Annotated in this window: 30 protein-coding genes; 15 read left to right on the top strand and 15 right to left on the bottom strand. The window is 71.3% G+C overall.

The annotated features are described in order from the left end of the window. Position 1 precedes the first annotated feature (1 nt). From I8D64_RS06970 to I8D64_RS17575, 5 genes are all read left to right on the top strand, one after another. Positions 2–592, top strand: coding sequence for a LysE family translocator (locus tag I8D64_RS06970; protein WP_200501806.1), 591 nt, complete (start codon positions 2–4; stop codon positions 590–592). Positions 593–906: 314 nt separating this feature from the next. Continuing rightward, positions 907–1,188 carry a type II toxin-antitoxin system RelE/ParE family toxin gene (locus I8D64_RS06965; RefSeq protein WP_200501805.1) on the top strand — a complete coding sequence of 94 codons (282 nt, stop codon included), beginning with the start codon at positions 907–909 and terminating at the stop codon, positions 1,186–1,188. Beyond that, the gene (locus tag I8D64_RS06960) at positions 1,175–1,477 is read left to right on the top strand and encodes a HigA family addiction module antitoxin (protein ID WP_200501804.1); all 303 of its coding nucleotides are present in this window, start codon (positions 1,175–1,177) and stop codon (positions 1,475–1,477) included. The genes I8D64_RS06965 and I8D64_RS06960 overlap by 14 nt, the downstream gene beginning before the upstream one ends. Further along, on the top strand, positions 1,474–1,995 hold the full coding sequence (locus tag I8D64_RS06955) for an AAA family ATPase (protein ID WP_200501803.1): 522 nt from the start codon (positions 1,474–1,476) through the stop codon (positions 1,993–1,995). The genes I8D64_RS06960 and I8D64_RS06955 overlap by 4 nt, the downstream gene beginning before the upstream one ends. Before the next feature lie 394 nt (positions 1,996–2,389). Next, positions 2,390–2,521 carry a hypothetical protein gene (locus tag I8D64_RS17575; protein WP_267061898.1) on the top strand — a complete coding sequence of 44 codons (132 nt, stop codon included), beginning with the start codon at positions 2,390–2,392 and terminating at the stop codon, positions 2,519–2,521. Positions 2,522–2,582: 61 nt separating this feature from the next. Here I8D64_RS17575 and I8D64_RS06950 read toward each other — a convergent pair whose 3' ends face one another. From I8D64_RS06950 to I8D64_RS06935, 4 genes are read right to left on the bottom strand one after another with little or no spacing between them, the layout of a single operon-like run. Then, complete coding sequence (locus tag I8D64_RS06950; protein ID WP_200501802.1) at positions 2,583–2,780, bottom strand: VOC family protein; 198 nt, start codon at positions 2,778–2,780, stop codon at positions 2,583–2,585. Between the two features lie 26 nt (positions 2,781–2,806). Next, positions 2,807–3,379, bottom strand: coding sequence for a DapH/DapD/GlmU-related protein (locus I8D64_RS06945; RefSeq protein ID WP_200501801.1), 573 nt, complete (start codon positions 3,377–3,379; stop codon positions 2,807–2,809). 41 nt (positions 3,380–3,420) lie between these two features. Then, entirely contained in the window at positions 3,421–4,278 is an 858-nt protein-coding gene (locus tag I8D64_RS06940; RefSeq protein WP_200501800.1) for an aldo/keto reductase, read from the bottom strand. Beyond that, entirely contained in the window at positions 4,275–4,712 is a 438-nt protein-coding gene (locus I8D64_RS06935; RefSeq protein WP_200501799.1) for a cupin domain-containing protein, read from the bottom strand. Before I8D64_RS06935 ends, I8D64_RS06940 begins: the two co-directional genes overlap by 4 nt. Positions 4,713–4,865: 153 nt before the next feature. On the opposite strand from I8D64_RS06935, the gene I8D64_RS06930 reads away from it, so the two are divergent. Further along, positions 4,866–5,762 (top strand): helix-turn-helix transcriptional regulator, encoded by an 897-nt coding sequence (locus I8D64_RS06930; protein ID WP_200501798.1) that lies wholly within the window; start codon positions 4,866–4,868, stop codon positions 5,760–5,762. A 5-nt stretch (positions 5,763–5,767) separates the two neighbouring features. On the opposite strand, the gene I8D64_RS06925 is transcribed toward I8D64_RS06930, so the two are convergent. Next, the gene (locus I8D64_RS06925) at positions 5,768–6,202 is read right to left on the bottom strand and encodes a hypothetical protein (protein WP_200501797.1); all 435 of its coding nucleotides are present in this window, start codon (positions 6,200–6,202) and stop codon (positions 5,768–5,770) included. A 235-nt stretch (positions 6,203–6,437) separates the two neighbouring features. On the opposite strand from I8D64_RS06925, the gene I8D64_RS06920 reads away from it, so the two are divergent. Further along, a complete protein-coding gene (locus I8D64_RS06920) occupies positions 6,438–6,836 on the top strand; it encodes a cupin domain-containing protein (RefSeq protein ID WP_200501796.1) in 399 nt (132 codons plus the stop codon). Between the two features lie 130 nt (positions 6,837–6,966). On the opposite strand, the gene I8D64_RS06915 is transcribed toward I8D64_RS06920, so the two are convergent. Then, a complete protein-coding gene (locus I8D64_RS06915) occupies positions 6,967–7,713 on the bottom strand; it encodes an SDR family oxidoreductase (protein WP_200501795.1) in 747 nt (248 codons plus the stop codon). 247 nt (positions 7,714–7,960) lie between these two features. Between I8D64_RS06915 and sigJ the strand changes: the two genes are divergently transcribed. After that, a complete protein-coding gene (gene sigJ / locus I8D64_RS06910) occupies positions 7,961–8,983 on the top strand; it encodes an RNA polymerase sigma factor SigJ (protein WP_200501794.1) in 1,023 nt (340 codons plus the stop codon). 135 nt (positions 8,984–9,118) lie between these two features. Here sigJ and I8D64_RS06905 read toward each other — a convergent pair whose 3' ends face one another. Beyond that, positions 9,119–9,979: an NAD(P)H-binding protein gene (locus tag I8D64_RS06905; RefSeq protein WP_200501793.1), complete on the bottom strand. Its 861-nt coding sequence runs from the start codon at positions 9,977–9,979 to the stop codon at positions 9,119–9,121. Between the two features lie 156 nt (positions 9,980–10,135). Between I8D64_RS06905 and I8D64_RS06900 the strand changes: the two genes are divergently transcribed. Then, positions 10,136–10,786, top strand: a complete 651-nt coding sequence (locus I8D64_RS06900) for a TetR/AcrR family transcriptional regulator (RefSeq protein WP_200501792.1) — start codon at positions 10,136–10,138, stop codon at positions 10,784–10,786. A gap of 37 nt (positions 10,787–10,823) precedes the next feature. Here I8D64_RS06900 and I8D64_RS06895 read toward each other — a convergent pair whose 3' ends face one another. Then, positions 10,824–11,756 carry an NAD-dependent epimerase/dehydratase family protein gene (locus I8D64_RS06895; RefSeq protein WP_200501791.1) on the bottom strand — a complete coding sequence of 311 codons (933 nt, stop codon included), beginning with the start codon at positions 11,754–11,756 and terminating at the stop codon, positions 10,824–10,826. Positions 11,757–11,894: 138 nt separating this feature from the next. Between I8D64_RS06895 and I8D64_RS06890 the strand changes: the two genes are divergently transcribed. Beyond that, on the top strand, positions 11,895–12,656 hold the full coding sequence (locus I8D64_RS06890; protein WP_200501790.1) for a TetR/AcrR family transcriptional regulator: 762 nt from the start codon (positions 11,895–11,897) through the stop codon (positions 12,654–12,656). A 37-nt stretch (positions 12,657–12,693) separates the two neighbouring features. Next, entirely contained in the window at positions 12,694–13,884 is a 1,191-nt protein-coding gene (locus I8D64_RS17240; protein ID WP_343068468.1) for an alpha/beta fold hydrolase, read from the top strand. On the opposite strand, the gene I8D64_RS06875 is transcribed toward I8D64_RS17240, so the two are convergent. Then, the gene (locus I8D64_RS06875) at positions 13,881–14,303 is read right to left on the bottom strand and encodes a hypothetical protein (protein WP_200501789.1); all 423 of its coding nucleotides are present in this window, start codon (positions 14,301–14,303) and stop codon (positions 13,881–13,883) included. The genes I8D64_RS17240 and I8D64_RS06875 overlap by 4 nt on opposite strands. Before the next feature lie 70 nt (positions 14,304–14,373). Next, on the bottom strand, positions 14,374–14,616 hold the full coding sequence (locus tag I8D64_RS06870) for a PspC domain-containing protein (protein ID WP_200501788.1): 243 nt from the start codon (positions 14,614–14,616) through the stop codon (positions 14,374–14,376). A 153-nt stretch (positions 14,617–14,769) separates the two neighbouring features. Between I8D64_RS06870 and I8D64_RS06865 the strand changes: the two genes are divergently transcribed. After that, a complete protein-coding gene (locus tag I8D64_RS06865) occupies positions 14,770–15,414 on the top strand; it encodes a dihydrofolate reductase family protein (RefSeq protein WP_200501787.1) in 645 nt (214 codons plus the stop codon). Here I8D64_RS06865 and I8D64_RS06860 read toward each other — a convergent pair. The 3 genes from I8D64_RS06860 to I8D64_RS06850 all read right to left on the bottom strand — a co-directional run bounded on the left by I8D64_RS06860 (position 15,411) and on the right by I8D64_RS06850 (position 17,159). Continuing rightward, a complete protein-coding gene (locus tag I8D64_RS06860) occupies positions 15,411–16,049 on the bottom strand; it encodes a class I SAM-dependent methyltransferase (protein WP_200501786.1) in 639 nt (212 codons plus the stop codon). The two genes, I8D64_RS06865 and I8D64_RS06860, sit on opposite strands and share 4 nt — an antisense overlap. A gap of 80 nt (positions 16,050–16,129) precedes the next feature. Then, on the bottom strand, positions 16,130–16,570 hold the full coding sequence (arfB, locus tag I8D64_RS06855) for an alternative ribosome rescue aminoacyl-tRNA hydrolase ArfB (protein WP_200501785.1): 441 nt from the start codon (positions 16,568–16,570) through the stop codon (positions 16,130–16,132). Continuing rightward, the gene (locus tag I8D64_RS06850) at positions 16,563–17,159 is read right to left on the bottom strand and encodes a 1-acyl-sn-glycerol-3-phosphate acyltransferase (protein ID WP_200501784.1); all 597 of its coding nucleotides are present in this window, start codon (positions 17,157–17,159) and stop codon (positions 16,563–16,565) included. The genes arfB and I8D64_RS06850 overlap by 8 nt, the downstream gene beginning before the upstream one ends. Positions 17,160–17,334: 175 nt before the next feature. Between I8D64_RS06850 and I8D64_RS06845 the strand changes: the two genes are divergently transcribed. The 3 genes from I8D64_RS06845 (at position 17,335) to I8D64_RS06835 (ending at position 19,821) form a co-directional block, all read left to right on the top strand. Further along, the gene (locus I8D64_RS06845; RefSeq protein WP_200501783.1) at positions 17,335–18,009 is read left to right on the top strand and encodes a phosphatase PAP2 family protein; all 675 of its coding nucleotides are present in this window, start codon (positions 17,335–17,337) and stop codon (positions 18,007–18,009) included. Between the two features lie 187 nt (positions 18,010–18,196). Continuing rightward, positions 18,197–18,829, top strand: coding sequence for a dihydrofolate reductase family protein (locus I8D64_RS06840; RefSeq protein WP_200501782.1), 633 nt, complete (start codon positions 18,197–18,199; stop codon positions 18,827–18,829). 206 nt (positions 18,830–19,035) lie between these two features. Beyond that, positions 19,036–19,821: a DUF899 family protein gene (locus I8D64_RS06835; protein ID WP_200501781.1), complete on the top strand. Its 786-nt coding sequence runs from the start codon at positions 19,036–19,038 to the stop codon at positions 19,819–19,821. Between the two features lie 13 nt (positions 19,822–19,834). On the opposite strand, the gene I8D64_RS06830 is transcribed toward I8D64_RS06835, so the two are convergent. Together I8D64_RS06830 and I8D64_RS06825 are read right to left on the bottom strand one after the other, a co-directional pair. Beyond that, complete coding sequence (locus I8D64_RS06830) at positions 19,835–20,155, bottom strand: putative quinol monooxygenase (protein ID WP_152351887.1); 321 nt, start codon at positions 20,153–20,155, stop codon at positions 19,835–19,837. Positions 20,156–20,341: 186 nt separating this feature from the next. Continuing rightward, on the bottom strand, positions 20,342–21,070 hold the full coding sequence (locus tag I8D64_RS06825; RefSeq protein WP_200501780.1) for a hypothetical protein: 729 nt from the start codon (positions 21,068–21,070) through the stop codon (positions 20,342–20,344). Positions 21,071–21,396: the final 326 nt, after the last annotated feature.

Below are 21,396 nucleotides of genomic sequence, written 5' to 3'. Positions count from 1 at the left end.
GATGCTGTTCGTCGTCGTCCCTGGCGTGGACTGGGCGTACGCGATCGCATCGAGCGTGAAGCACCATGCTGGGGTGCTGCCCGCGGTGTCGGGCATGCTCGCCGGGCATCTGACGGCGACGCTCGTCGTGGCCGCCGGGGTTGCCGCAGTCCCCGCTGCGTCGCCCGTCGCGATGACGGTGCTCACCGTCGCCGGGGCCCTGTACCTGATCTGGCTCGGCGTCGGCGCGCTGCGGCACCCCGCGGCCCCGGACCTCACCGGCGAGGAAGCACCCGTGGGAGGGCGGAAGCTGTTCGCCAAGGGCATCGGCATCAGCTTGCTGAACCCGAAGGTGTTCCTGCTGTTTCTGGCGCTGCTCCCGCAGTTCACGAGCGCGAACGCGCCGTGGCCGGTAGCTGCACAGATGGTTCTGCTCGGGGCGCTGCACGTCGCGAACTGCGCGGTCGTCTACTTCGCCGTCGGCTTTGGGGCGGCCGCGGTGCTGACCAAGCACCCGAAGGCCGCGAAGGTCGTGGGCATAGTCTCCGGCATTGTGATGATCGGCCTCGGTGTCGCGCTTGGCGTGGAGAAGGCCCTCAGCGGTGTCCACTGACCGCGGCGGGCCGGTCGCACGCCGCGTATCGGGTGTCGAGCTCACGCGTATCTCGCTCTCTTGATATTGATCGTGGGGGACCCGCTCACCGCCTGGTGACACGTCTGATGGACGTCAGGAATGATCCGCGCTCGCGCAGCTCGTGTACTCGATACGTGTTGCCATCGTGGACACGCGCCGGAGATGCCGTTGCTTGACCGCTGGTGCCCATGGCGGCTGACTCAGCGTAGCGAGAGGTTGTTTGGCTACGGAACGTGGTGGAGTTCCGGTTTAACGTCTAGCGTTATTGACGGACTCCGTCATACACTGGTCCCGTGATCAGATCGTTCGGCAGCAAGGAGACCGAACGGCTGTGGCGTCGTGAGCGCGTGCGCTCGATCGATCCGAGGATCCATCGTGTCGCGTTGCGCAAGCTTCGTCAGGTGGGTTCCGCGGAGTCACTGGAGGACCTCCGGGTCCCACCTGGGAACCGGCTCGAAGCGCTCAAGGGTGGCCGGGCCGGCCAGCACAGCATCAGGATCAACGACCAGTGGCGGATCTGCTTCGTGTGGACCGACGCCGGACCGGAGGAGGTGCAGATCGTTGACTACCACTGACAGGATCGAGCCGATCCACCCGGGTGAGGTCCTCATGGAGGACTTCATCGAGGGCTTCGGCCTCACGCAGAACAAGCTCGCGGTCTCGATCGGGGTTCCGCCCCGACGGATCAACGAGATCGTGCACGGCAAGCGAGGCATCACGGCGGACACCGCGCTCCGGCTCGCGAAGTTCTTCGGGACGTCGGCGGAGTTCTGGATCAACCTGCAGAGCCACTACGAGCTGGACCGTGCGGAGGACCTGGCGGGAGAGCAGATCGCCTCGATCACGCCGTTGGCTGTCGCGTGACCGGTCGTCTCGTCGTGCTCTCGGGACTCCCCGGTGTGGGAAAGTCGAGCGTTGCCGAGGCCATCGCTGCACGCACGGGGTCGGTCCACCTGTCCATCGATGCGGTCGAGGAGGCGATCCTCGCCTGCGGTCTGTCTTCAGGGTGGCGCGTCGGTGTCGCTGCGTACGAGGCGACGCGTGCGATGGCAGAGCAGAATCTGCGGCTCGGCCTCGACGTCGTCGTGGATGCAGTCAACGACAGCGAGGAGGCGCGGCAAACCTGGCGCACGGCGGCCGCGCGAACTGGCGCGCATCTCGACTTCGTGCACCTGGTGATCTCCGACGTGCAGGAGCATGAGCGGCGGATCGCCGACAGGGATCGCGGTCTCTCCCACGTCGGTGAGCCGACCTGGTCCGACGTATTGCGCCGGCGCACCGACTACGCGGCGTGGTCCGACGAGGTTCTGGAGTTCGACACTTCAGAGCAGTCTGTGGACGTGGTCGCAGCCGAGATCGCCGAACGTCTCGCCTCGTCGTGAGGGGATTTCGTCCGTGATGGTCGTACGTGCCGGAACGCGGTGGAGTTGAGATCTGCGCTCTCACTTCTGCTGGCGGTGATCGTCGCTGGTTCTTCAGTGCGCGCTCGTGCGACCGCACGATGCAGAAACTCTGTAGCGCAGGCCTGAGGCAAGATGGGGTTCTTTGAATTCGCGCCAGGGCAACGTGCTGCCACCGAGAATCCGACCGCTGGGCAGATTGCAGAGTCACCTGAGTCCTCAGCGCTCCCTTCCGGGAGCCTCTGACACACGACCCGGGTGCCGACGGCGCGGGCGGTGCCCGCGCACGCCGTCCGATCGGCGCGCACGCTGGGACGGTATCGCGCTGCGGTGGGGGCGCGTAGGGTCGGGACCCCGGTTCTTGAGGAGGTTGACGATGCTGAACTGGTTGCGGAAGCTGCGACGGGTCCGCGGGGATGCCCGGGCCGTCGAGCAGGGTCCCGAAGCCGTGGGCAAGCGTGCCGGACGGCGCGCGATCAACAAGGCGGCACGGCGCGCGCTGCGCTGAGCCTCCCCAGTGAATCGGATGCGCGAGGCATCCTGCACGCGCCTGGGGCGACACCAGCCTCTCAGCCCGTGTGCGTCCCGACGTTGACCACTGACCCCGCGGAATCCCGGTAGAAGAAGCGCGTGACGCCCCAGTCCTCACGGGTCAGGGGATGGACGATCTCCACGCCGGCGGCGATCGCCGCCGTGTGCGCGGCCTCGATGTCGTCGACGAAGATCGAGCATGCGGGATTCACCGTGGCTGTCGCGTCCCGGGTCATCAGGCTCAGCTGGTGCCATGCTCGGATCACTCGGGTTCGATCGCCCGGATCACCCGGGCCGGCACGCCCCCGACGATGGTCCGTGGCGGGACGTCCTTGGTGACGACCGCCCCCGCGGCCACCACCGCGCCCTCGCCGATCGTCACTCCCGGGAGCAGTGTCGCGTTCGCGCCGATCCATGCGCTCTCGCCCACGACCACGGGTCGGGGGATCGTGGTGGCGCGCCGGGAAGGCTCCAGGTCGTGGTTGAGGGTGGCGATGACGACGTTGTGGCCGATGAGGCAGTCGTCGCCCAAGGTGATGCCGCCCTGGTCCTGGAACCGGCAGCCGGAGTTGATGAACGCCCGCTCGCCGATGCGGGTGTTCTTCCCGCAGTCCGTCGTGAACGGAGGGAAGATCCGGAACGAGGCCGGCACGTCGCGCCCGGTGAGGCGCGACATGATCTCCACCCGCTCGTCGAGCGTGGTGACGCGGGTGTTCAGCTCCATGCACAGGGCGATCGCCTCGTCGGCGAGGTCGTCCATCATGCGTGCCGCCGGGCCGCCCGGGAGCGCGGGCGCGCCGGCGTCCATCTGCGCGAGGAACGTCTCGAGGTCCATGCGTCGTCCTTCTCCGTCGTCCTTCGTCGTCGCCATCCCGCTCACTTGCCGCTGAACACGGGGAAGGCACTGGACTCGCCGTAGTCCTGACCCTTCATGCTCCTCAGCGTCGTCATGTCCTTCTCCGAGATCTCGAAGTCGAGCTGCGCGTTGGAGCGCATGTGCTCCGGGTTCGCGGTCTTCGGCAGAGGCACGGTGCCCAGCTGGAGCGCGTAGCGGATGCACAGCTGCGGGACGCTCGCCCCGTACGTCTCAGCCATCTCCTGCACCTCGGCGTCGCCCAGGATCTCGCCGTGCGCGATCGGCGAGTACGCCTCCACGAGGATGTCCTTCGAGCGGCAGTACTCCAGCAGCTCGTGCGGGGTGTTCCCGGCGTGCACCAGCAGCTGGTTCACGTGCGGGACGACGTCCGCGGTCTCCAGAAGGCTCTCGAGGTCGGACTGCAGGAAGTTGGAGACCCCGATGGCGCGGATCCGACCGGACCGGTGCGCCTCCTCGAGGGCCTTCCACGCCTGACGGTTGCCCTCCGCGTAGTCGCCGCCGCGGAAGTCGTCCCAGGGCTGCGGGCTGTGGATGAGCATCAGGTCGATGCGGTCCAGGCCGAGCGTGCGCAGGGACTCGTCGATCGCGGCGACCGCGCCGTCGTAGTCCTTGATCTCGGCGGCGAGCTTCGTGGAGACGAACAGGTCGTCGCGGTCCGCTCCGGAGGTGCGGATGCCCTCCCCGACGCCCCGCTCGTTGCCGTAGGCCTGCGCGGTGTCGATGTTGCGGTAGCCGATCTCGACCGCGGATCGCACGGCCTCGGCGGCCTTGTCGTCGTCGATGAACCAGGTGCCCAGGCCCAGCTTCGGGATCTCGACGCCGTGGGCGAGGGGATAGGTCTGGTCGAGGATGCTCATGCGCGCTCTCCGTTCGTCGGCAGCTGGTCGTAGAGGTCGTCGGCGACGGGCTCCAGCCATTCGTTGGAGACGTCGTCGCCCGGGGTGATGAAGGCGAGGTGGGAGAACCAGGCGTCGGCCTTCGCGCCGTGCCAGTGCTTGGTGCCCGCCGGGACCCGGATCACGGTTCCCGGCTCCATGGTGATGGGCTCCTCCCCGTCGGCCTGGTACCAGCCGGAGCCCGCGGTGCAGATGAGCACCTGGTCCCCGCCGCCGCTGCGGCCGTGGTGGATGTGCCAGTTGTTCCGGCAGGCAGGTTCGAAGGACACGTTGCTCACCGGCGCGCTTCCCTCGGTGAGCGGAGCCAGGTAGCTGCGGCCGATGAAGTACTGCGCGAAAGCCTCGTTCGGTTCCCCGAGCGGGAACATCTGGTCGAATCCGTCGTTCGTCGTCATGGGTGCCTCCTCATCATGGATCGCGCGGCCGAAGGGGCCGCGCCGATCGTGTGGTCCCCACTCCAGCACTGTTCCGGCGCGCGGGGGAGTCTCCCGCGAGAGGGGTTCTGCGGGAGACTCCTTCGGTGCATCGCCCGCGCGTACCCTCGCCCCATGGACAATCGAGCCGAGGTGCGCGAGTTCCTGACCTCGCGCCGCGCCCACGTCTCGCCCGAGCAGGTGGGACTTCCCGCCGGGAGGAACCGGCGGGTGGCGGGCCTGCGCCGCAGCGAGGTCGCGGCGCTCGCAGGGGTGAGCGTCGAGTACTTCACGAAGCTCGAGCGCGGCGCGATCAGCGGCGCCTCCCCGGAGGTCCTCGACGGCGTCGCGAGGGCGCTGCTGCTGGACGACGCGGAGCGCGCCCATCTCTTCGATCTCGCGCACGCCGCCAGCCCCGTCGCGCGTCCGCCCAGCAGATACCCCTCCCGGAGCTGGAGGCCGCACGAGAGTCTGCAGTGGATCCTCGACGCCGTGACCGCCGGCCCCGCGTTCGTGCGCAACGGCCGCATGGACATCGTCGCGACCAACACGCTGGGCCGGGCGTTCTACCAGGACGTCTTCGACATGCCGGGCCAGGCCCCGAACATCGCCCGCTTCACGTTCCTCGACCGGCGCGCCCTCGATTTCTACCCCGACTGGGACTTCTTCGCGGGCGTCACGGTGGCGATCCTGCGCACCGAGGCGGGCCGCGACCCGCACAACAAGGAGCTGCACGACCTGATCGGAGAGCTGTCCACGCGCAGCGACGAGTTCCGACGGCTCTGGGGCGCGCACGACGTCAGGCACCACGGCACGGGCTCGAAGACCTTCCACCACCCTGTCGCGGGCGAGATCACCGTCGCGTACGAGGGGATGGGGATGGAGTCCGAGCCCGGCCTCACGCTCACCGTCTATGCGGCTGAGCCCGGATCCGTGTCCGCCGAGCGCCTGCAGCTGCTGGCCTCCTGGGCGGCGAGCGAGGTCGGGGAGGACGGCGCCGTCATCCCGTCGGGCGGGGGAGCCGGGGGCTGAGGGGATCAGCTCCGCTGATCCCGCAGATTACGCAGATCCCGCCGATCTCGCTGATCCCGCACGATCACCAGGAGGACCACTCCGATCCCCAGCAGAGCGACGATCGCGTTCGCCGTGGTGAGGCCGACGGCCTCGGCGGGAGAGGCGCCCTCCAGATGCATCAGGTGGAAGATCGCGTGCGGAACGGCGAACACGGAGAAGGCCAGTGCCGCGGGGATCGCGAAGTGCGCCGTCGGGCGCACCAGCGCGATGCCGAGCAGCAGCGCGATCCCCAGGGTGGCGCCGCCGAAGTCCCGCGCGTAGTGCTCGCTGAACGGGGGCGTCAGGTCCACGGTCGGGAAGTGCCGGTAGAAGCTCGCGGGCACCAGCGCGTTCGATGCCCCGACGACGAGCTCGTCGAGGAACAGGATCGCCAGGGCCAGGCGGATGACGACGTTCACGGTGGAATCCTCTCGATGCGCCGCGGGCCGGCAGGCCGACCCGATCACCGCGACGGATGCGCAGCTCACCCCCCTTGACCGCGCGGAGGCTCGTGATGTGAGGGCGGATGCCGGCCTGCGTCGCCACCCCGCGACGCCACCCCGCGTCGCCACCTCGCGGGGCCGCCTCACACGGGCGGCTCGCCCCCGGTCGTAGGGGCAGGGGACGGAGCACCCGTCCCGAGAGGAGAGCACCATGGACGCACCCACCCCTGATATCCGACTGCTGGATCAGGCCCACGTCGCAGGCGGCGTCGGACCGTCGCATGTGATGACCGTGAGCATGACGCTGGAGCCGGGATCACCGGGATCGCCCCCGCACCGCCACTCCGGCCCCGTCTTCGGCTACCTCCTCGAGGGCGAGCTCGTCTTCGAGCTCGAGGGGGAGCCGGAGCGCATCATCCGCACCGGCGAGGCCTTCTGGGAGCCCGGCGGCGACCTCATTCACTACCAGGCCGCCAACCATCTCGCCGAGGCCCCGACCACGTTCATCGCGGTCATGGTCTGCGCGCCCGGCGAGGAGATGATGACGTACGTGAGCGAGCAGGAGCTCGCCGAGCGCGCGCATCTGCGCCATCCCCGCTCCGGCAGCTGACCAGGCGGCGGGGGTGGATGCGGATCCACCCCCGCCCGGCCGGCCTCGACCGCGCCCTGCCGGGCCCGACCGTCCTGGCCCGGACCGGCCCGCGCCGGAGCTCACCGGATGTCACGCGGGGCGGAGGCGATCAGGTGCGCCGACGGGCGAGCCATTGCGCGAAGCTCATCTCGCCGCGCCGGGTCCCCGGGGCGGGGAGCAGCGACCCGTCGCGCATGCCGCGACCCCACGCGCCGGGCAGCGGGATCTGGATCACGGGGCGTCTGCGCCCCTCGGATGCGAGCAGCCGCCGCACCAGATCGGCCATGTTCTCCTCCGTCGGCCCCGCGAGATCCGGCACGACTCCCTGCGGCGCCCCGGTCGCGATCCTCACCAGTTCGGCGGCGACCTCGCTCATGGCGATCGGCTGCGAGCGCATCGTGGGGACCACCTGCAGGGGACCCACCGCGCCGTGGCCGATCAGCTGCTGGGCGAAGTCGTGGAACTGGGTGGTGCGCAGCAGCGACCATCCGCCGTCGCGGTCCCGGAGCAGATCCTCCTGGGCCGCTTTGCCCGCGTAGTAGTTCGCGCGCACCCGTGCAGCTCCGATGATCGAGATCGCGACGTGGTGCGGCACGCCAGCGGTGCGCTCGGCCGCCAGCAGGTGGTCGGTGACCGTGGTGAAGAAGTCGACGGAGGTGGACGTCGAGGTGCTGCTGGTGGCCGAGGCGTCGATGACGGCCGAGGCGCCGTGCAGGGCCTCGACGAGCCCCGCGCCCGTGACGAGGTCGGTGCCCGTGCTGCGGCTCAGGGGCACGGGCTCGCAGCCCGCATCCCTCACCGCGGCGACGACATGGCGACCCAGCGTGCCGGTCGCTCCGGCGACGACGATCTTCATCGGACGTCCCCCTTGGTGGTGCCGATGATCGTGCACGGGGTCCCGGTGAACGGGGTGTCGTGGTCCTGTCGGCGGGATCGTGCCTGCGGTGTGCTGAGTAGTCTTCGCGTCATACCCCTGTGACCGGATGCGAGGCGGCGATGTGAGGCGGCGACGTGCCGACGACGGCGGAGTGCAGTCCTCGATTCCTCGTTGCGGCTCACATCTCGAGGCGCTGCTCGGTCCTGTGGGGTGAAGGGAGCTCGCCATGACACCGCTCGAGGACGATCACCACTCCACGCCGCCGGGACCGCACGGTCACGACCCCGATACCGCAGGCGCGGATGCCCCGGGCCCGGAAACCCGGGACCCGGATCCCCAGGGCCCGGATACCCAGGGCCCGGATGTCCAGGCCCCGGACGCCGAGGCGCTGGGGGAGAGGCGCCACCTCCTGTCCCTCGCCTTCCGGATGCTCGGCACGGTCGCCGAGGCCGAGGACGCCGTGCAGGAGACCTACATCCGCTGGTACCGGCTGCCCGAGGAGGAGCGCGCGGCCATCCGGGTGCCCAGGGCGTGGCTGACGCGCGCCGCCAGCCGGATCTGCCTGAACGTCCTGGGCTCCGCTCGCCGCCGCCACGAGAGCTACGTGGGTCCCTGGCTGCCCGAGCCCGTCCCCGCCTTCGCGTTTCCGACCGGGACGGCGACGGAGGACCCGCTGGACCGGGTGACCCTCGACGACTCGGTGAGCACCGCTCTGCTCGTGGTCCTGGAGTCGATGACGCCCGCCGAACGGGTCGCGTTCGTGCTGCACGATGTGTTCGCCGTGCCCTTCGCCGAGGTTGCGGAGACCGTGGGGCGCACCACTGCCGCGTGCCGTCAGCTGGCCACCTCGGCCCGGCGAAGGGTCCAGGCGGACCGTGGTCGGCGCGCGGACCGCAGCGAGCACGACGACGTCGTCCGGGCATTCGCCGCCGCCGCGCGCAGCGGCGACCTCGCGGGGCTTGTCGCCGTCCTGGACCCCGACGTCGTGCTGCGCTCCGACGGCGGCGGCCGGGTGACGGCTGCGCGCAGACCCGTCCTCGGTCCGGACCGGGTCGCGCGATTCCTCTTCGGGGCGCTCACCAAGAATCCGAGGGCGACCGTCCTCGAGCAGGACACGCCCGACGGCCTCGGCTTCGCGCTCTGGGACGAGGCGCGGATCTTCGGCGTGGTCACGCTGGAGGTCGTCGACGGCGCCGTGAGCGAGGTCCGACTGATGATGAACCCCGAGAAGCTCACGCTCTGGAACTGAGCGCATTGCGCGCGTCGCCGATCAGGACGCCGCCGCGCCCCGTCCGACGTCGGCGGAGCCCTGAGCGGACCCGGCTCCGAGCGGATCCGGGTCTGGCGGACCCAGGCCCTGAGCGGACCCGGGCCCCGGTCGCGCTCACGCGCCGAGATGGTCCGCCATCATGTCGGCAGGAGTGCGCGCCTCCCTGCCCAGCAGGCGGGTGAGCGTGGGGTCCGGGCCCGAGAAGTGCCCCTCGCGGGTGGCCCGGAACATCGACAGGCTGAAACGTGCTGCCGCTTCCGGCATGCCGGCATCGACCTCGCCGGCGACCCACTCCTCGTCATCGACGACGACGCGCTCGACGGGCTCGCCCGTGACATCGGATGCCGCCGCCGCGAAGTCCGCGAGCGTCACGGGACGGCCCGGGACGAGGTCCACGACGCCGTCGAAGTCGCCGTCGCCGTCGCCGAAGAGGATCGCCGCAGCCGCCTCCGCGGCGTCGCGGCGGTCCACCCAGGCGAACGGCCCGTCGGTCGGCCGGGCGATGGTGCGGGTGGTGCGCCACAGGCCGAGCAGCTGGTCGAGATCGCCGTAGAAGCCGTTGCGCAGCGAGGTCCAGGCGGCGCCGGATTTCGCGAGGTGCTGCTCCGTGGCGGCATGGAGCGCCAGCGGCGGGTAGGGGGTGTCGAAGCCGGCGCCGAAGGCGCTCGTGTAGAGGATCCGCCGTGCGCCCGCATCGACGGCCGCGTCGATGGCGCGGCGGTGCTGGGCGAGGACGTCGGCCGTCAGGTCGCTCGAGGAGACCAGGAGCACCTGGTCCGCCCCCTCGAACGAGCGCCGCAGGGCGTCGGGATCGTCGTACGTCCCCTGGCGCACGCGCACCCCGCGGCGCTCGAGGTGGGCCGCGCGCTCGGGGTCCCGCACGCTCACGCCGATCTGCTCGGCAGGAAGCTTCTCGAGGAGCCGTTCGACAGTGGCGCCGTTGAGGGTGCCTGTTGCTCCGGTCGCGATGATCACGTCGGTCGTCCTTCCGTCGGCGGTGCGCCCCTCCCGGCCGGAGGAGACAAGTTGACTCGCGTGGTCAACTTCCTGTGGGATACGATCCTCGACGAAGTTGACCACGTAGGTCAAGTTCTTCAGGCATCAGGAGTGACGAAGGACGGAGGAGCCTGGATGGAGTCCCTGGATCCCGGTGCTCTGCGGGCCGATGCGCGCCGCAACCGCGACCGCATCCGCGCCGCAGCGGTGGAGGTGTTCCGCGATCGCGGCCTGTCGGCTCCCCTCGAGGACATCGCCGCCGCGGCCCACGTGAGCAAGGCGACCGTGTTCAACAGGTTCGGCGGTCGGGCGGGCCTGATCGACGCCGTCATCGACGAGGTCGGCGCGCAGGAGCTGCTCGACGTCATCGAGAGGGCGCGGGCGGTCGACGACACCGAAGAGCGGATCCGCTGGTACGTCGTGGCGCTGCGCGATCTGCAGTACCGACTGTCGGCCGTGAACGGCGTGATCCTGCGGCAGGTGCCCGGCTCCCGCGAGCTCATGGAGCTGTGCAGCCAGGGGGAGCGCTTCCACGACGAGCTCGCCGCCCAGGGTGTCGCGTCCGGGGTTCTCGCCGAGACCTTCGAGCCGGAGGACTTCCACGCACTCGCGATCGAGACGGCGCTCGTGCTCGAGCAGCGCGGCAGACCGCCGCGTCCCGGCTACGACCGACGCACGACGTTTCTCCTCGACGGGATCGCCCGGTCCGCCCGGCCCGGCCGGCCGGACCGGCATGCGTCCCGCGACGGATCGGGCGAGAGGACTGATCCAGGCGACGAGGCCTGACGGCGGCGGGCGGTCGACGTCCGCCCGCCGCCGCGGGTCAGCGCTGCAGCGACGAGAGGATGATCCGGTCCAGATCGGTCGGCTGCAGACCGAAGTCCTTGGTCAGCGTGCCCGGGTGGATCACGGCGCGGCGGCGCCACAGGTACAGCTGGTGCGTGAGCTCGCGGAACGTGGGCGAGAAGAGGCCGATCGCGCGCAGCAGCGGCGAGGGGATGCCCGTGGCCCCGTGCGAGCGCTCGCCGACCAGCGCCGCCGTGCGCTCCGCCAGCTGGCGCTGGCTCAGAGGTTCCGGTGAGGGTGCCATGAGGATCGCGTCGCCGTGCGGTGCGAGCTCGTCGGCGTGCTGAGCGGCGAAGGCCATCGCTGCCGTCATGTCCGGGATGGACGTGAGGGTCCGCGGCACGGACGGGTCTCCGAGCGCCCACGCGCGCTTGCCCGCGGCCGCGGGCTGGAGCACGAGCTGCAGGAAGACCGAGGTCTCGGGCACCGCCGTCGGCCCGAGAAGATCGGCCGCGACGACGGACAGCGTCGTGGCCGGGTGGGCGGCCCGGGTGCGCAGCAACTCCGCGCGGACCTCGCCGAGCGGCGAGGCGGGAGCCAGGGGTGCGCCCTCGTGGAGATCCGCGGCCCCTTCGCCGAAGGCGTAGACGGACTCCGGGAAGACGATGGGGATGCCCGCTTCGGCCGCCGCATCCATGACCGCGCGCTCGCGCTGGGGCAGGTCCCGGCGCCACGCGGAGGCGTCGTAGCTCGAGTGGATGCAGTGGAGGATCGCATCGGCGGTGGCACCGTCCGCATCCGTGAGTGCGGAGCGGAGAGTGTCCGGATCGCCCGCGTCGCCGCGCACCAGGCGGGCGCCGGGCTCCACGTCGGTGCCGCGCCGCAGCACCGTGACGTCGTGGCCGGCGGCGAGGAGGTCGCGGGCCAGCTGGGTGCCGATCTGGCCGGCTCCGGTGATGAGGTATCGCATGAGGAACTCCTTCTGTGAGCACTGCTCGCTATATGACGAGGACGACGCTAGACCGGTGTGCGCAGAAAAACAAGAGCAGTGCTCACAGAATTGCCTCAACCGGCGTGCGGTGCGAGACTGACCGGCATGGAGAAGCCGATGAGTGCGACGAGTGCGAAGAGCGCGCGACCGCGCCGCAGCCACGCCCAGGCGCGCGCCGAGATGCGCGAGGGCATCCTCCGCGTGGGCGGGGAGCTGCTGGAGAAGGACGGGCCCGCTGGGCTCTCCGTCCGGGAGATCGCGCGCGGGCTCGATGTCGCCTCGTCGGCCATCTATCGCCACGTCTCCAGCCGTGACGACCTGCTCACGCTCCTGTTGGAGGACGCCTTCACGGACCTCGCGGACCGTGTGGACGCGGCTCTCGCAGATGCCTCGACACAAGGGGGTGCCGGGAAGGCGGCTCTCGCGGCGCTCGCCGGGGCGATGCGGGGGTGGGCGATCGAGCAGCCCCAGCGCTGGGCGCTCGTCTACGGGTCGCCCGTTCCCGGGTATGCGGCGCCGGCGGAGCGGACCACCGGGCCGGGCACGCGCGTGATGGCGAGGTTCATGGAGATCCTGGTGGGAGGCGAGAGCGCGTCCGGCTCGTCGGTGCAGGAGGGGGCGCCATCAGGCGGCCCGGGCTCCGTCCTGGCGAGCGCGCCGGGGGAGGGCTACTCCGCGGTGCTCGCGGCGGGAGCGGGTGAGCTCGGGGTGGATGCGTCGCCCGCGCTCGTCGCGGCGAGCGTCCTGGCATGGACGGGCCTGGTCGGGTTGATCTCCGCACAGCTCTTCGGGCAGCTCGGGGCAGATATCGCGCCGCACGGCGACGAGATGCTCGCACAGTGGGTCGACGTCACGGCACGAGCGTTCGCACTGCGCTGATCCCCGCCGTGACCGGGCCGTTCGCTACTCTCGCACCGTGACTGTCCAGCCCCACCTCGTCCGACGCGGCTCCGGAACGCCCGTACTGTTCGTCCACGGCAACGGCCTCGACCATCGGCTCCTGCTCGACCTCGACGACGTCTTCGCCGCCGACGGCGCCTGGGAGCGCCTCTATCCCGACCTCCCCGGATTCGGCGGCACCCCACCGCTCGAGGGCCGCGGAGGACTGCCGGACCTCGCCGATCGGCTCGACGAGATCGTCGGCGAGCTGCTCGGCACGCGGCCGTTCGCCGTCGTCGCGAACTCCCTGGGCGGACTCCTCGCCCGCGACCTCGTCGCGCGCCGCAGCGGCCAGTGCCTCGGCATGGCGCTGCTCGCCCCCGTCGTCGACCCCGTGCGCGAGCACCGCACGCTGCCCGCGCGGACCGTGCTCGCGGAGGAGCCGGGACTGCTCGCCTCGCTCGATCCGGCCGATGCGGAGACCTACGCGGAGATGGCCGTCGTCCTCAGCAGGGAGAACTGGGAGCGCTTCCGCGAGTCGGCGCTTCCCGGCGTCCGCGGGGCCGACGTCGAGGCGATGCGCCGGCTCGGGGATCTCTACGAGCTGGGCTCCCTGCCCGACGCGGCGCTCGCGGCGGATCCTTCGATCCGCGACCTTCCGGTCCTCGTCGTCACCGGCAGGCAGGACGACGTGGTCGGCTACGAGGACCAGGACGCGCTCGCGCGCCGCTTCCCCCGTGCGACCTTCGCCGCGCTCGACGGCGCGGGCCACAACGTCCATCTCGACCAGCCCGATGCGGTGCGCGCGCTCCTGCGCGCGTGGCTCACCGCGGTGCGGCGCGGGGCCGAGGAGCGCAGTGCAGCCGAGGAGCGCGGCGGCGCGCCGACGCGGAGCACGCCGGCTCCGGGCCGTGTCGAGCTGCGCGGGACCCTCGTGTGCGCCGACGACCAGGAGGCGGATCTGGTTCGCCGCCACCTCGCGCGGCACGTCGAGCTCACGCGTGCCGAGCCCGGCTGCCTCGCTTTCCATGTGGAACCGACGGAGGACCCGCTGGTCTGGACCGTCGCCGAGACCTTCGTCGACCGTGAGTCCTTCGCCGCGCACCAGGCGCGGGTGGCGGCGAGCGCGTGGGGCCAGGCGACAGAGCGCATCCGACGCGACTACAGGGTGAGCGGAGCGAGCGAGGACCCGCCGCAGCCGCCCGCGGGCGGACCGACCTCTCCCTAGTCCCGAGGAGCCCGGTCCCGGGCGTCGGGCATCCCCCGCAGCCATCCGACCCTCCGCACCTCGCCGCCGGCCGCCTCGATCCGTGCGCGCAGCTCGCGATCGTTGGTGACCGCGAGGACCGTGGAGCCGTCAGCGATCCGACGCTGGACCTCGGCGACGATCTCGTCGTCCCCGGATCCGGGCGCGCGCACCACGCGCACGGTGCCGATCTCGGGGATGTCCCGCGCCTTGCCCTCGACGACGAGCGCGACGAGCGGGCGGATCGTCCCCGCCGGATCGGCGGGGATCTCGAGCCCTTCGAGGCGATCGCGCAGGCGGACGGCGGCTCCGGCGCGATCGCACCACCAGCCGTCGGGCACCGAGCCGACGACGTTCGCCCCGTCGACCACGAGCACGATCCCCTCCGCAGCGTCCGTCATCCCACCACCGTCGCACAGCAGGGACGGTCTGACCGTGTCACGCGCGCAGCAGACTGCTCCCGAGCTCGGATCACCCGCGCGTGAGCAGGCGCTCGAGCGGGATGGAGTCGTCCTGCCAGGGCAGCAGCAGCCAGGCGACGGCGTACGCCGCGAAGCCGACGAACGGCAGCAGGAACGCGATGAGCAGCAGCAGGCGCACCAGCCACACGTTCAGACCGGTCCTCGCGGCGATGCCGCCCGCGATGCCTGCGAGCAGGCGGCGCGGACCGCGACGGAAGCCGAGGGAGCGCACGGTGTCGAAGAGGGGTCTCATGCCCCGAACGCTATGCACCGCGCCTCCGCGGGTCACGGGGGATAGCCCCCGCGCGTAGAATCCGTGCACCCTCGGCCGCACGCGCCGAGGGGCGATCGAAGACGATCCGCATCGCGGGCGGCGCCGAGGGCGCACCGTGGAGAGGCGCTCATCATGGGGACACTCACCTACACCGCCACGATGTCGCTCGACGGCTATGCGGCCGACGCCGACGGGGACTTCCAGTGGTCAGCGCCCGGCGACGACGTGTTCGCCGTCCACGTCGAGCGCCTGGCCGAGGTCAGCACCGAGGTCATGGGCCGGCGCACCTTCGAGCTCATGGAGTACTGGGAGGCGGATCCGGAGACCGGGCCCGACGGCGAGGAGTGGGACGAGGCCGAGCGCGAGTTCGCCCGCCGCTGGCAGCGCATCGAGCGCATCGTCGCCTCCTCGACGCTCGACGAGAGCCGCGTCGATCCGGCGCGCGCCCGACTGCTCCGGCACCTGGACCTCGCCGGTCTGCAGCGGATCGTCGACGAGGCTCCCGGGCAGGTCGAGATCTTCGGGCCGACGACGGCGGCCGACGCGATCCGCGCCGGAATGGTCACGGACTTCCACCTGTTCGTGGTCCCGATGATCGTGGGCGGGGGCCTGCGAGCTCTGCCCGACGGGGTACGTCTCGATCTCGAGCGCGTCCACGAGCGGGCGTTCGCCAGCGGTGCGGTGCACCTGCACTATCGCGCCCGCGGTGCGGGCGGGGCCCACGAGATGGGTGCGCCGGGCGGGCAGGCGGTCGCGGAACCGCCGGAGCGCGCCTAGAGACCCCGCCGGAGCACGAGGACGTTGTCGGTGACCTCGGCGGTGCTCGCACCGTCGGGAGCGGTCGCGGTGCGTCGTCGGGGCTCGACGACGAGGCGGTCCCAGTCCCCGGTGAGTGCGAAGGCATCGAGCGTCTGCTCGGGCGAGGGGAACTCCATGTCCTGGTCCCAGGACCAGGGCGCGACGGAGGCGTGGTCGATGACGAGCAGCAGCCCGCCCAGGGTGACCTGTCGGGAGGCCCGGGCGATGATCGCGTCCCGGTCGATCTCCACCGGCGACTGGAAGTGGCAGGCGAAGACCAGATCGAACGACCCCTCGGGGATGTCCCGCGCGAGATCCGCCTGAACGGCGCTCACGCGATCCGTCAGGCCCTCCGCGCGGGCGGTCTCCTCGATCCGTCGTGCCGCCGTGGTCGAGGCGTCGGCGGCGGTGACGGTCCATCCGCCTCGGGCGAGCCAGAGGGCGTCCCCGCCCTGACCGGCCCCGAGCTCGAGCGCCGCGCCGGGCTGCCGCGCGAACTCGCCGATCAGGTCGACCAGCATGGGGCTCGGGGATGGGGCGTTCGTGGGAGCGCCGCGCTCGGCGTAGTGCGCCTCCCAGAATCGCTCGCTCTCGGTGGAGTGGTCCGCGTCCATGCGGACATCATGGGCGAGCAGGGCGCGGCGGGCCAAACGGGGTCACGGGGCCCGGGCCTGACCGGAACGGCCCGGGCGGGCTACTCCCGCTCCGGCCGGCGGCGCGTCGCCTTGGTCTGCGACCGCTGCCTCTTCGCCTCGAGCCGTCGACGCTGGGAGCCGCGGGTGCGGCGCGTCGGTCGACGGGGGACGGGAGGGGCGACGGCCTCGCGCAGCAGCTGGGAGAGGCGCTCCCGCGCGGCGACGCGGTTGCGCCGCTGCGCACGGTGCTCCGCGGCGACGACCGTGAGCACCGAGCCGGCGAGCCGGGGCGCGAGGTGCTCCAGTACGCGCTCGCGCTGCGCCCCGTCGAGCGCGGAGGTCGTGGCGAGGTCGATGCTCAGCTGCACACGGGAGTCGGCGGTGTTCACGCCCTGCCCGCCCGGGCCGGAGGCATGGGAGAACAGCTCGACCAGATCGGAGGCGGGCACCACGAGCCCTCGCGGGGCGCCGGGCCCCGGCGGCACCTGCAGATCATCCACGGGGCGCGTCCCCGTCGAGTCCCTCGCTCTCCTCCGCGAGCCGCGGCTCGACGCGGCGCTCGGGCCGGACTCCCGACTTGTCGGCGTAGAACGCCCTGATCACGTCCATGTCCGCGGCGACGTCCCCCGTGAGGTCGATCGTCGGCCCGAGCCCCGCCGTCATCGTCGTGCGATCCACGAAGCCGAGCGTGACCGGCATCCCCGTGCGCCGGGCGATCCGGTAGAAGCCCGACTTCCAGTGCGTGTTCCCTCCGCGGGTGCCGTCGGGCGTGATGACCAGTCCGAACACGGAGCCGCCGTGGACCCGCTCGACGACCTCGGCGACCACCCGCCGAGGATCCGAGCGGTCCACGGGGATACCGCCGAGCGCGCGCATGAGCGGTCCCCGCCAGGAGCGGAAGAGCGTGTGCTTGCCCATCCAGTGGACCTCGATGCCCAGGCGCCAGGCGATCGCGAGCATGAGCACGAAGTCCCAGTTGGAGGTGTGCGGGGCGCCGAGCAGCACCGTCGGGCGCGTCGGCACCGGCCGGGCCACGAGGCGCCAGCGGCTGATCGCCCAGAAGGCGCGGGCGAGGAGTCGGCGGATCATGCGCACACCGTAGAGGATCCGCATCCGCGTTCCTGTGCCTCCCGCGACACCGAGGCGCCGGGGGAGTGCGCTCGGGTCGACGAGACCCCTACTCTGAGCGGCAATGGTCTTCGACGCACGCCCCACTCCCGAGGACCCTCTGGCATCACGCCTCGGGACGTCCGGGACGGCGCGCGTGACGACGACTCCCGGCACGGGCCGCGGGCTGCGGCGGTGGCGCCGCCTGACCTCGGTGCCCGTGCTCGCACTCGCCCTCCTCGCGACGACGATCGCCGCGGCCGGCCCGATCCAGGGGCTCGACGGCATGCTCGACCGTCACTGGCTCTACCACCTCGCGCCCCAGCTGTTGCCGTTCGTCCAGGGCGTGCTGGACCGGATCGCGGGGCAGGCCGTGTGCCTCCCCGTCCTCGCCGCGGTCGCGATCGTCCTCGCGGTGCGACGCCGCACCTGGCGACCGCTGCTGGTCGCCCTCGCGGCCGAGCTCGCCTTCCTCGTGGGCATCGGCGGCCTCAAGCTGCTCATCGCCCGCCCCTCGCCGACCCTCGACGACGCGGACCTGCTGGCCGGCGGCATCCAGGAGTTCGGCGAGAAGGGCATCAGCTTCCCCTCGGGGCACGCCTCCGAGGCCGTGCTCATCTACGGCGTCGTCGCGTACCTCATCGCCCGCTACGCGCACGTCGCGCCGCGCACGCTGCGCCTCGTGCGCATCGGCGTCGTCCTCCTCGTGCTGAACTCCGTGGTCACCTCGCTGCTGCTGGGCTGGCACTGGGCGAGCGACCTGCTGGGCGGCGTGCTCGCCGGGGCGCTGTGCCTGCGGCTCGTGATCCTCGGTGATCAGCGCTGGGGATGACGGGATGAGACCGGCGACGCCGACGCGCCGGATGCGCCGCAGGACGCACAGGAGTAGGTTCCCAGCACACGCGCGCCACACGCCGGCGGTCTGAACTCGGCGGCCTGACACCGGCTGGCTCACGCCGGCTGCCTGACGCCGAGAGCCCCACGTCGACACCCTCACGCGCCGAATCGAGGAGCCCGCGATGAACGGTCCCGACACGCAGCCCACCCGCACCGAGCAGTCCCTCACCGTGGGCCTGATCCTCTCCCTCGACGGCTGCGCCGCGGGGAAGGGCTGGCCCGGATGGTGGGGGCTCGAGAGCCCCGAGTACCTCGACTGGCTCGCCCAGCAGCCCGACTCCCTCACCCTCATGGGCGCGAACACGTACCGGGTGATGGAGGAGATGTCCGAGCAGGCCCAGCAGATCGACGTCTCCGAAGACGAGAAGGCGAGCTTCGCCCAGCTCGCCGACGCCGACCAGATCGTCTTCTCCGCGACCCTCAGCGCGCCCCTCGCCTGGCCGGGCACGCGGCTGATCAGCACCGACGCCGTCGAAGCGGTGCGGGAGCTCAAGCGCACGTCCGCCAAGCCCCTGGTCACCATGGGCAGCATCGACCTGGGCTGCTCCCTGCTGCGCGCCGGAGTCGTGGACCGCTTCCGGGTGGTCCTGTTCCCGGTCATCACCGGACGCACGGGGCTCGAGCGGATCTGGGAGCGGTACCAGGACGTGGCGCTCGGCCTCGTCGAGGCGCGCACCTTCGAGGGCGGTCTGCAGCTCCTCGAGTACGTGCCCACGCCGCTCGACGCGCCGCCCGGCACCGCCTGGGAGCGCTGAGCCGGTCTCCGTCCCCGGGCCGCGCGGAACATCACCGCCGACCGTGCCGCGATGACCGCCGCAGGATCGGACATTCCCTCGCGCAGGCGTCGGCGTAGCGTCTGGCGCATATCCGGCCCCGCGAGGAGGGGCCGGAGACCTCACGGGCTGTCGGCGACCGGCACACGGCGCCCCGGTCCGCGACGTCCTGCGAAGGAGGCTCGAGGATGAGCAGCACAGCGGAGAGCAGAAGCACGGCGACGGGGCGCGCACTGCCGCCGGTCGTCGACATGGACACCTGGCAGGCCCGGCGCGACGAGCTGCTGGTGCGGGAGAAGGCGCACACCCACGAGGGCGACGCGATCGCCGCGGCGCGTCGGCGCCTGCCGATGGTCGAGGTCGACGGGGCCACGCCGGTGGTCGGGGCCGACGGTCCGGTGCCCTTCCTCGACCTCTTCGAGGGCCGCGACCGGCTCGTCGTGTACCAGCACATGTGGCACGACGGCGCCCCGCACCAGGGGCAGTGCGAGGGCTGCACGGTCTCCGCCTGGCACCTGCAGGATGCGACCTACCTGCACCAGAACGGCGTCTCGCTCGCGATCCTCACCGTGGGCGCGTGGGACGAGGTCGCCCCGTTCACCGAGTTCATGGGCTACGACACCGTGCCCTGGTACTCGGTGCGCGAGGCGCCCGCGCCGATCGGCGGCGACATGGGGTACGTCGCGAGCTTCGTGCGCGAGGGCGACCGCGTGTTCCTCACCTATCGGACGACGGGCCGCGGCGTCGAACGGGCGAACCCCACCATGGGGCTGCTGGACATGACGGTCTGGGGACGGCGCGAGGACTGGGAGGACAGCCCCGAGGGCTGGCCCGGGCAGAACCCCGCGTGCTGGAGCTGGCGCAGCGACGAGAACGGCACCCCCACCTGGGGAGAGGACAGCCGTCCCACGCCGCAGTGGACCCGCCCCGGCGCCGGGCCGGTCACGACCCTCGGACGCCGCGGCGGGCACTGAGCACAGGGCTCGATCAGTCGACCTGCAGCTCGCCCATCGGGCCCCAGTCCTCCACGTCGACCTGCTGGGAGACGATCTGCGGGGTCGCGCTGAGGTACTGCGGGAAATCGCCCTGCATCTTCTTGAAGTGCGGGGAGTTCACGTGCGGTCCCGCGCCCTCGTCGGTGAAGGCCTCGATGAGCACGTAGGTGTTCGGATCCTTCACGCTGCGGGACCACTCGAACCACTTGTTGCCCTCCTCGGCGAGGGTGGCCTCGGTGAACTCGCTCGCGATCTCGGGCCACTGATCGGCGAACTCGGGCTTCACCGGGAACTTGACGTTGATGAGGATCATGACGGTCCTTCCGCTCGATCGGGTGCGGGCCGGGGACGGTCCGCTCGCGTCCCAGCATGATGCCCGATCGGCCGACGGGGAACCGCGCTTCTTGCAGGGCGAGAAGCGCGGTTCCCCGTCGGGAGGCTGAGGGCGGGGTCCTGCCGAGCAGCGGTCTGCTCCGACGGGTCCGACGCCGCCGACCGCTCAGCGCTTGACGGTGCCTGAGGTCGCCCCGGTGCGGGTGGCCGTCTTGGGGTAGGTGAAGCGGTACTGCTTCTTGGCGCTCGAGGTGACCTTCACGGTCGCCTTCCCCTTCGAGAGCTTGACCCTCTTCACCGTCTTCCAGGTCTTACCGGACTTCACCTGCAGCTTCGCGCTCGCGGGGTTGTAGGCGCGGTACTCGTCCCAGTCGAGGTTGAGGCTCGTGGCCTTGGCCGAGAGGGTCACGGTGCGGCCCTTGCGGCTGGAGCTGAGCGAGGCCTTCGACTTCGCCCGCACGTAGAAGGACTTCTTGGTGTGGTCGGTGTAGTACCTGTAGTCGGTGTACGTGCCCCACGTGTCGCGCTTGGTGTATCCCGCGTCGACGTCGGCCGGGCCCACTGTGTACTTGCCCAGGCCATCGAGCCACGGGCAGATCTGCGGACGACTGAGCGTCTTGCCGTTGGTGGACGACGCCCAATCGACCAGGTCGCGCCCGCGCGTGATGTCGACGTCGATCCAGGACTCCTTGAAGTCCTTCTGCTTCTTCGTGTTCATGGAGATCGTGATCTTCCGGCAGGAGTAGCCAGAGGTGATCACCTGATCGGAGACCTTGTAGCTGGTGATGTCGATCGGGTGCGTGCTCGCGCTCGCCGCGGGGGCGAGGGCGACGGACGCGAGAAGTGCGATCAGGACGGCGACCACCGGCGCCATCAGTCGCTGGATTCTGGACACAGGACCTCCCAGGGAAAAGGGCAGCAGGAAAAGGGGGGTGATGCAGGTGGGGCAGGAAAAACTGCGAAGGAGGATGTCGTGCGGCGCCCACCAGCGGACGCGGCATCCAGGGCTCCCTCCGACCCTCGATGGCAGGAAGATAACCCGAGACGGCGACATTCGAGAAGAGTCCGACCGATGTGACGTGACGCGACCCGTCGTGACCGCACGGGTCGCCCGTCGTGAGCATCGTGGATCCGGCGCGTTCACGCTCTCCCGGCCCCTGCGGGGCGAGCTCCGGCGAGCGCTCAGGACGCAGCTCTCGGGGATCACGGCTCGGGGGCGGG

The organism is Brachybacterium halotolerans (assembly GCF_016623465.1).
Taxonomy (GTDB): domain Bacteria; phylum Actinomycetota; class Actinomycetes; order Actinomycetales; family Dermabacteraceae; genus Brachybacterium; species Brachybacterium halotolerans.
This window is presented reverse-complemented; position numbering and strand designations above follow the sequence as displayed.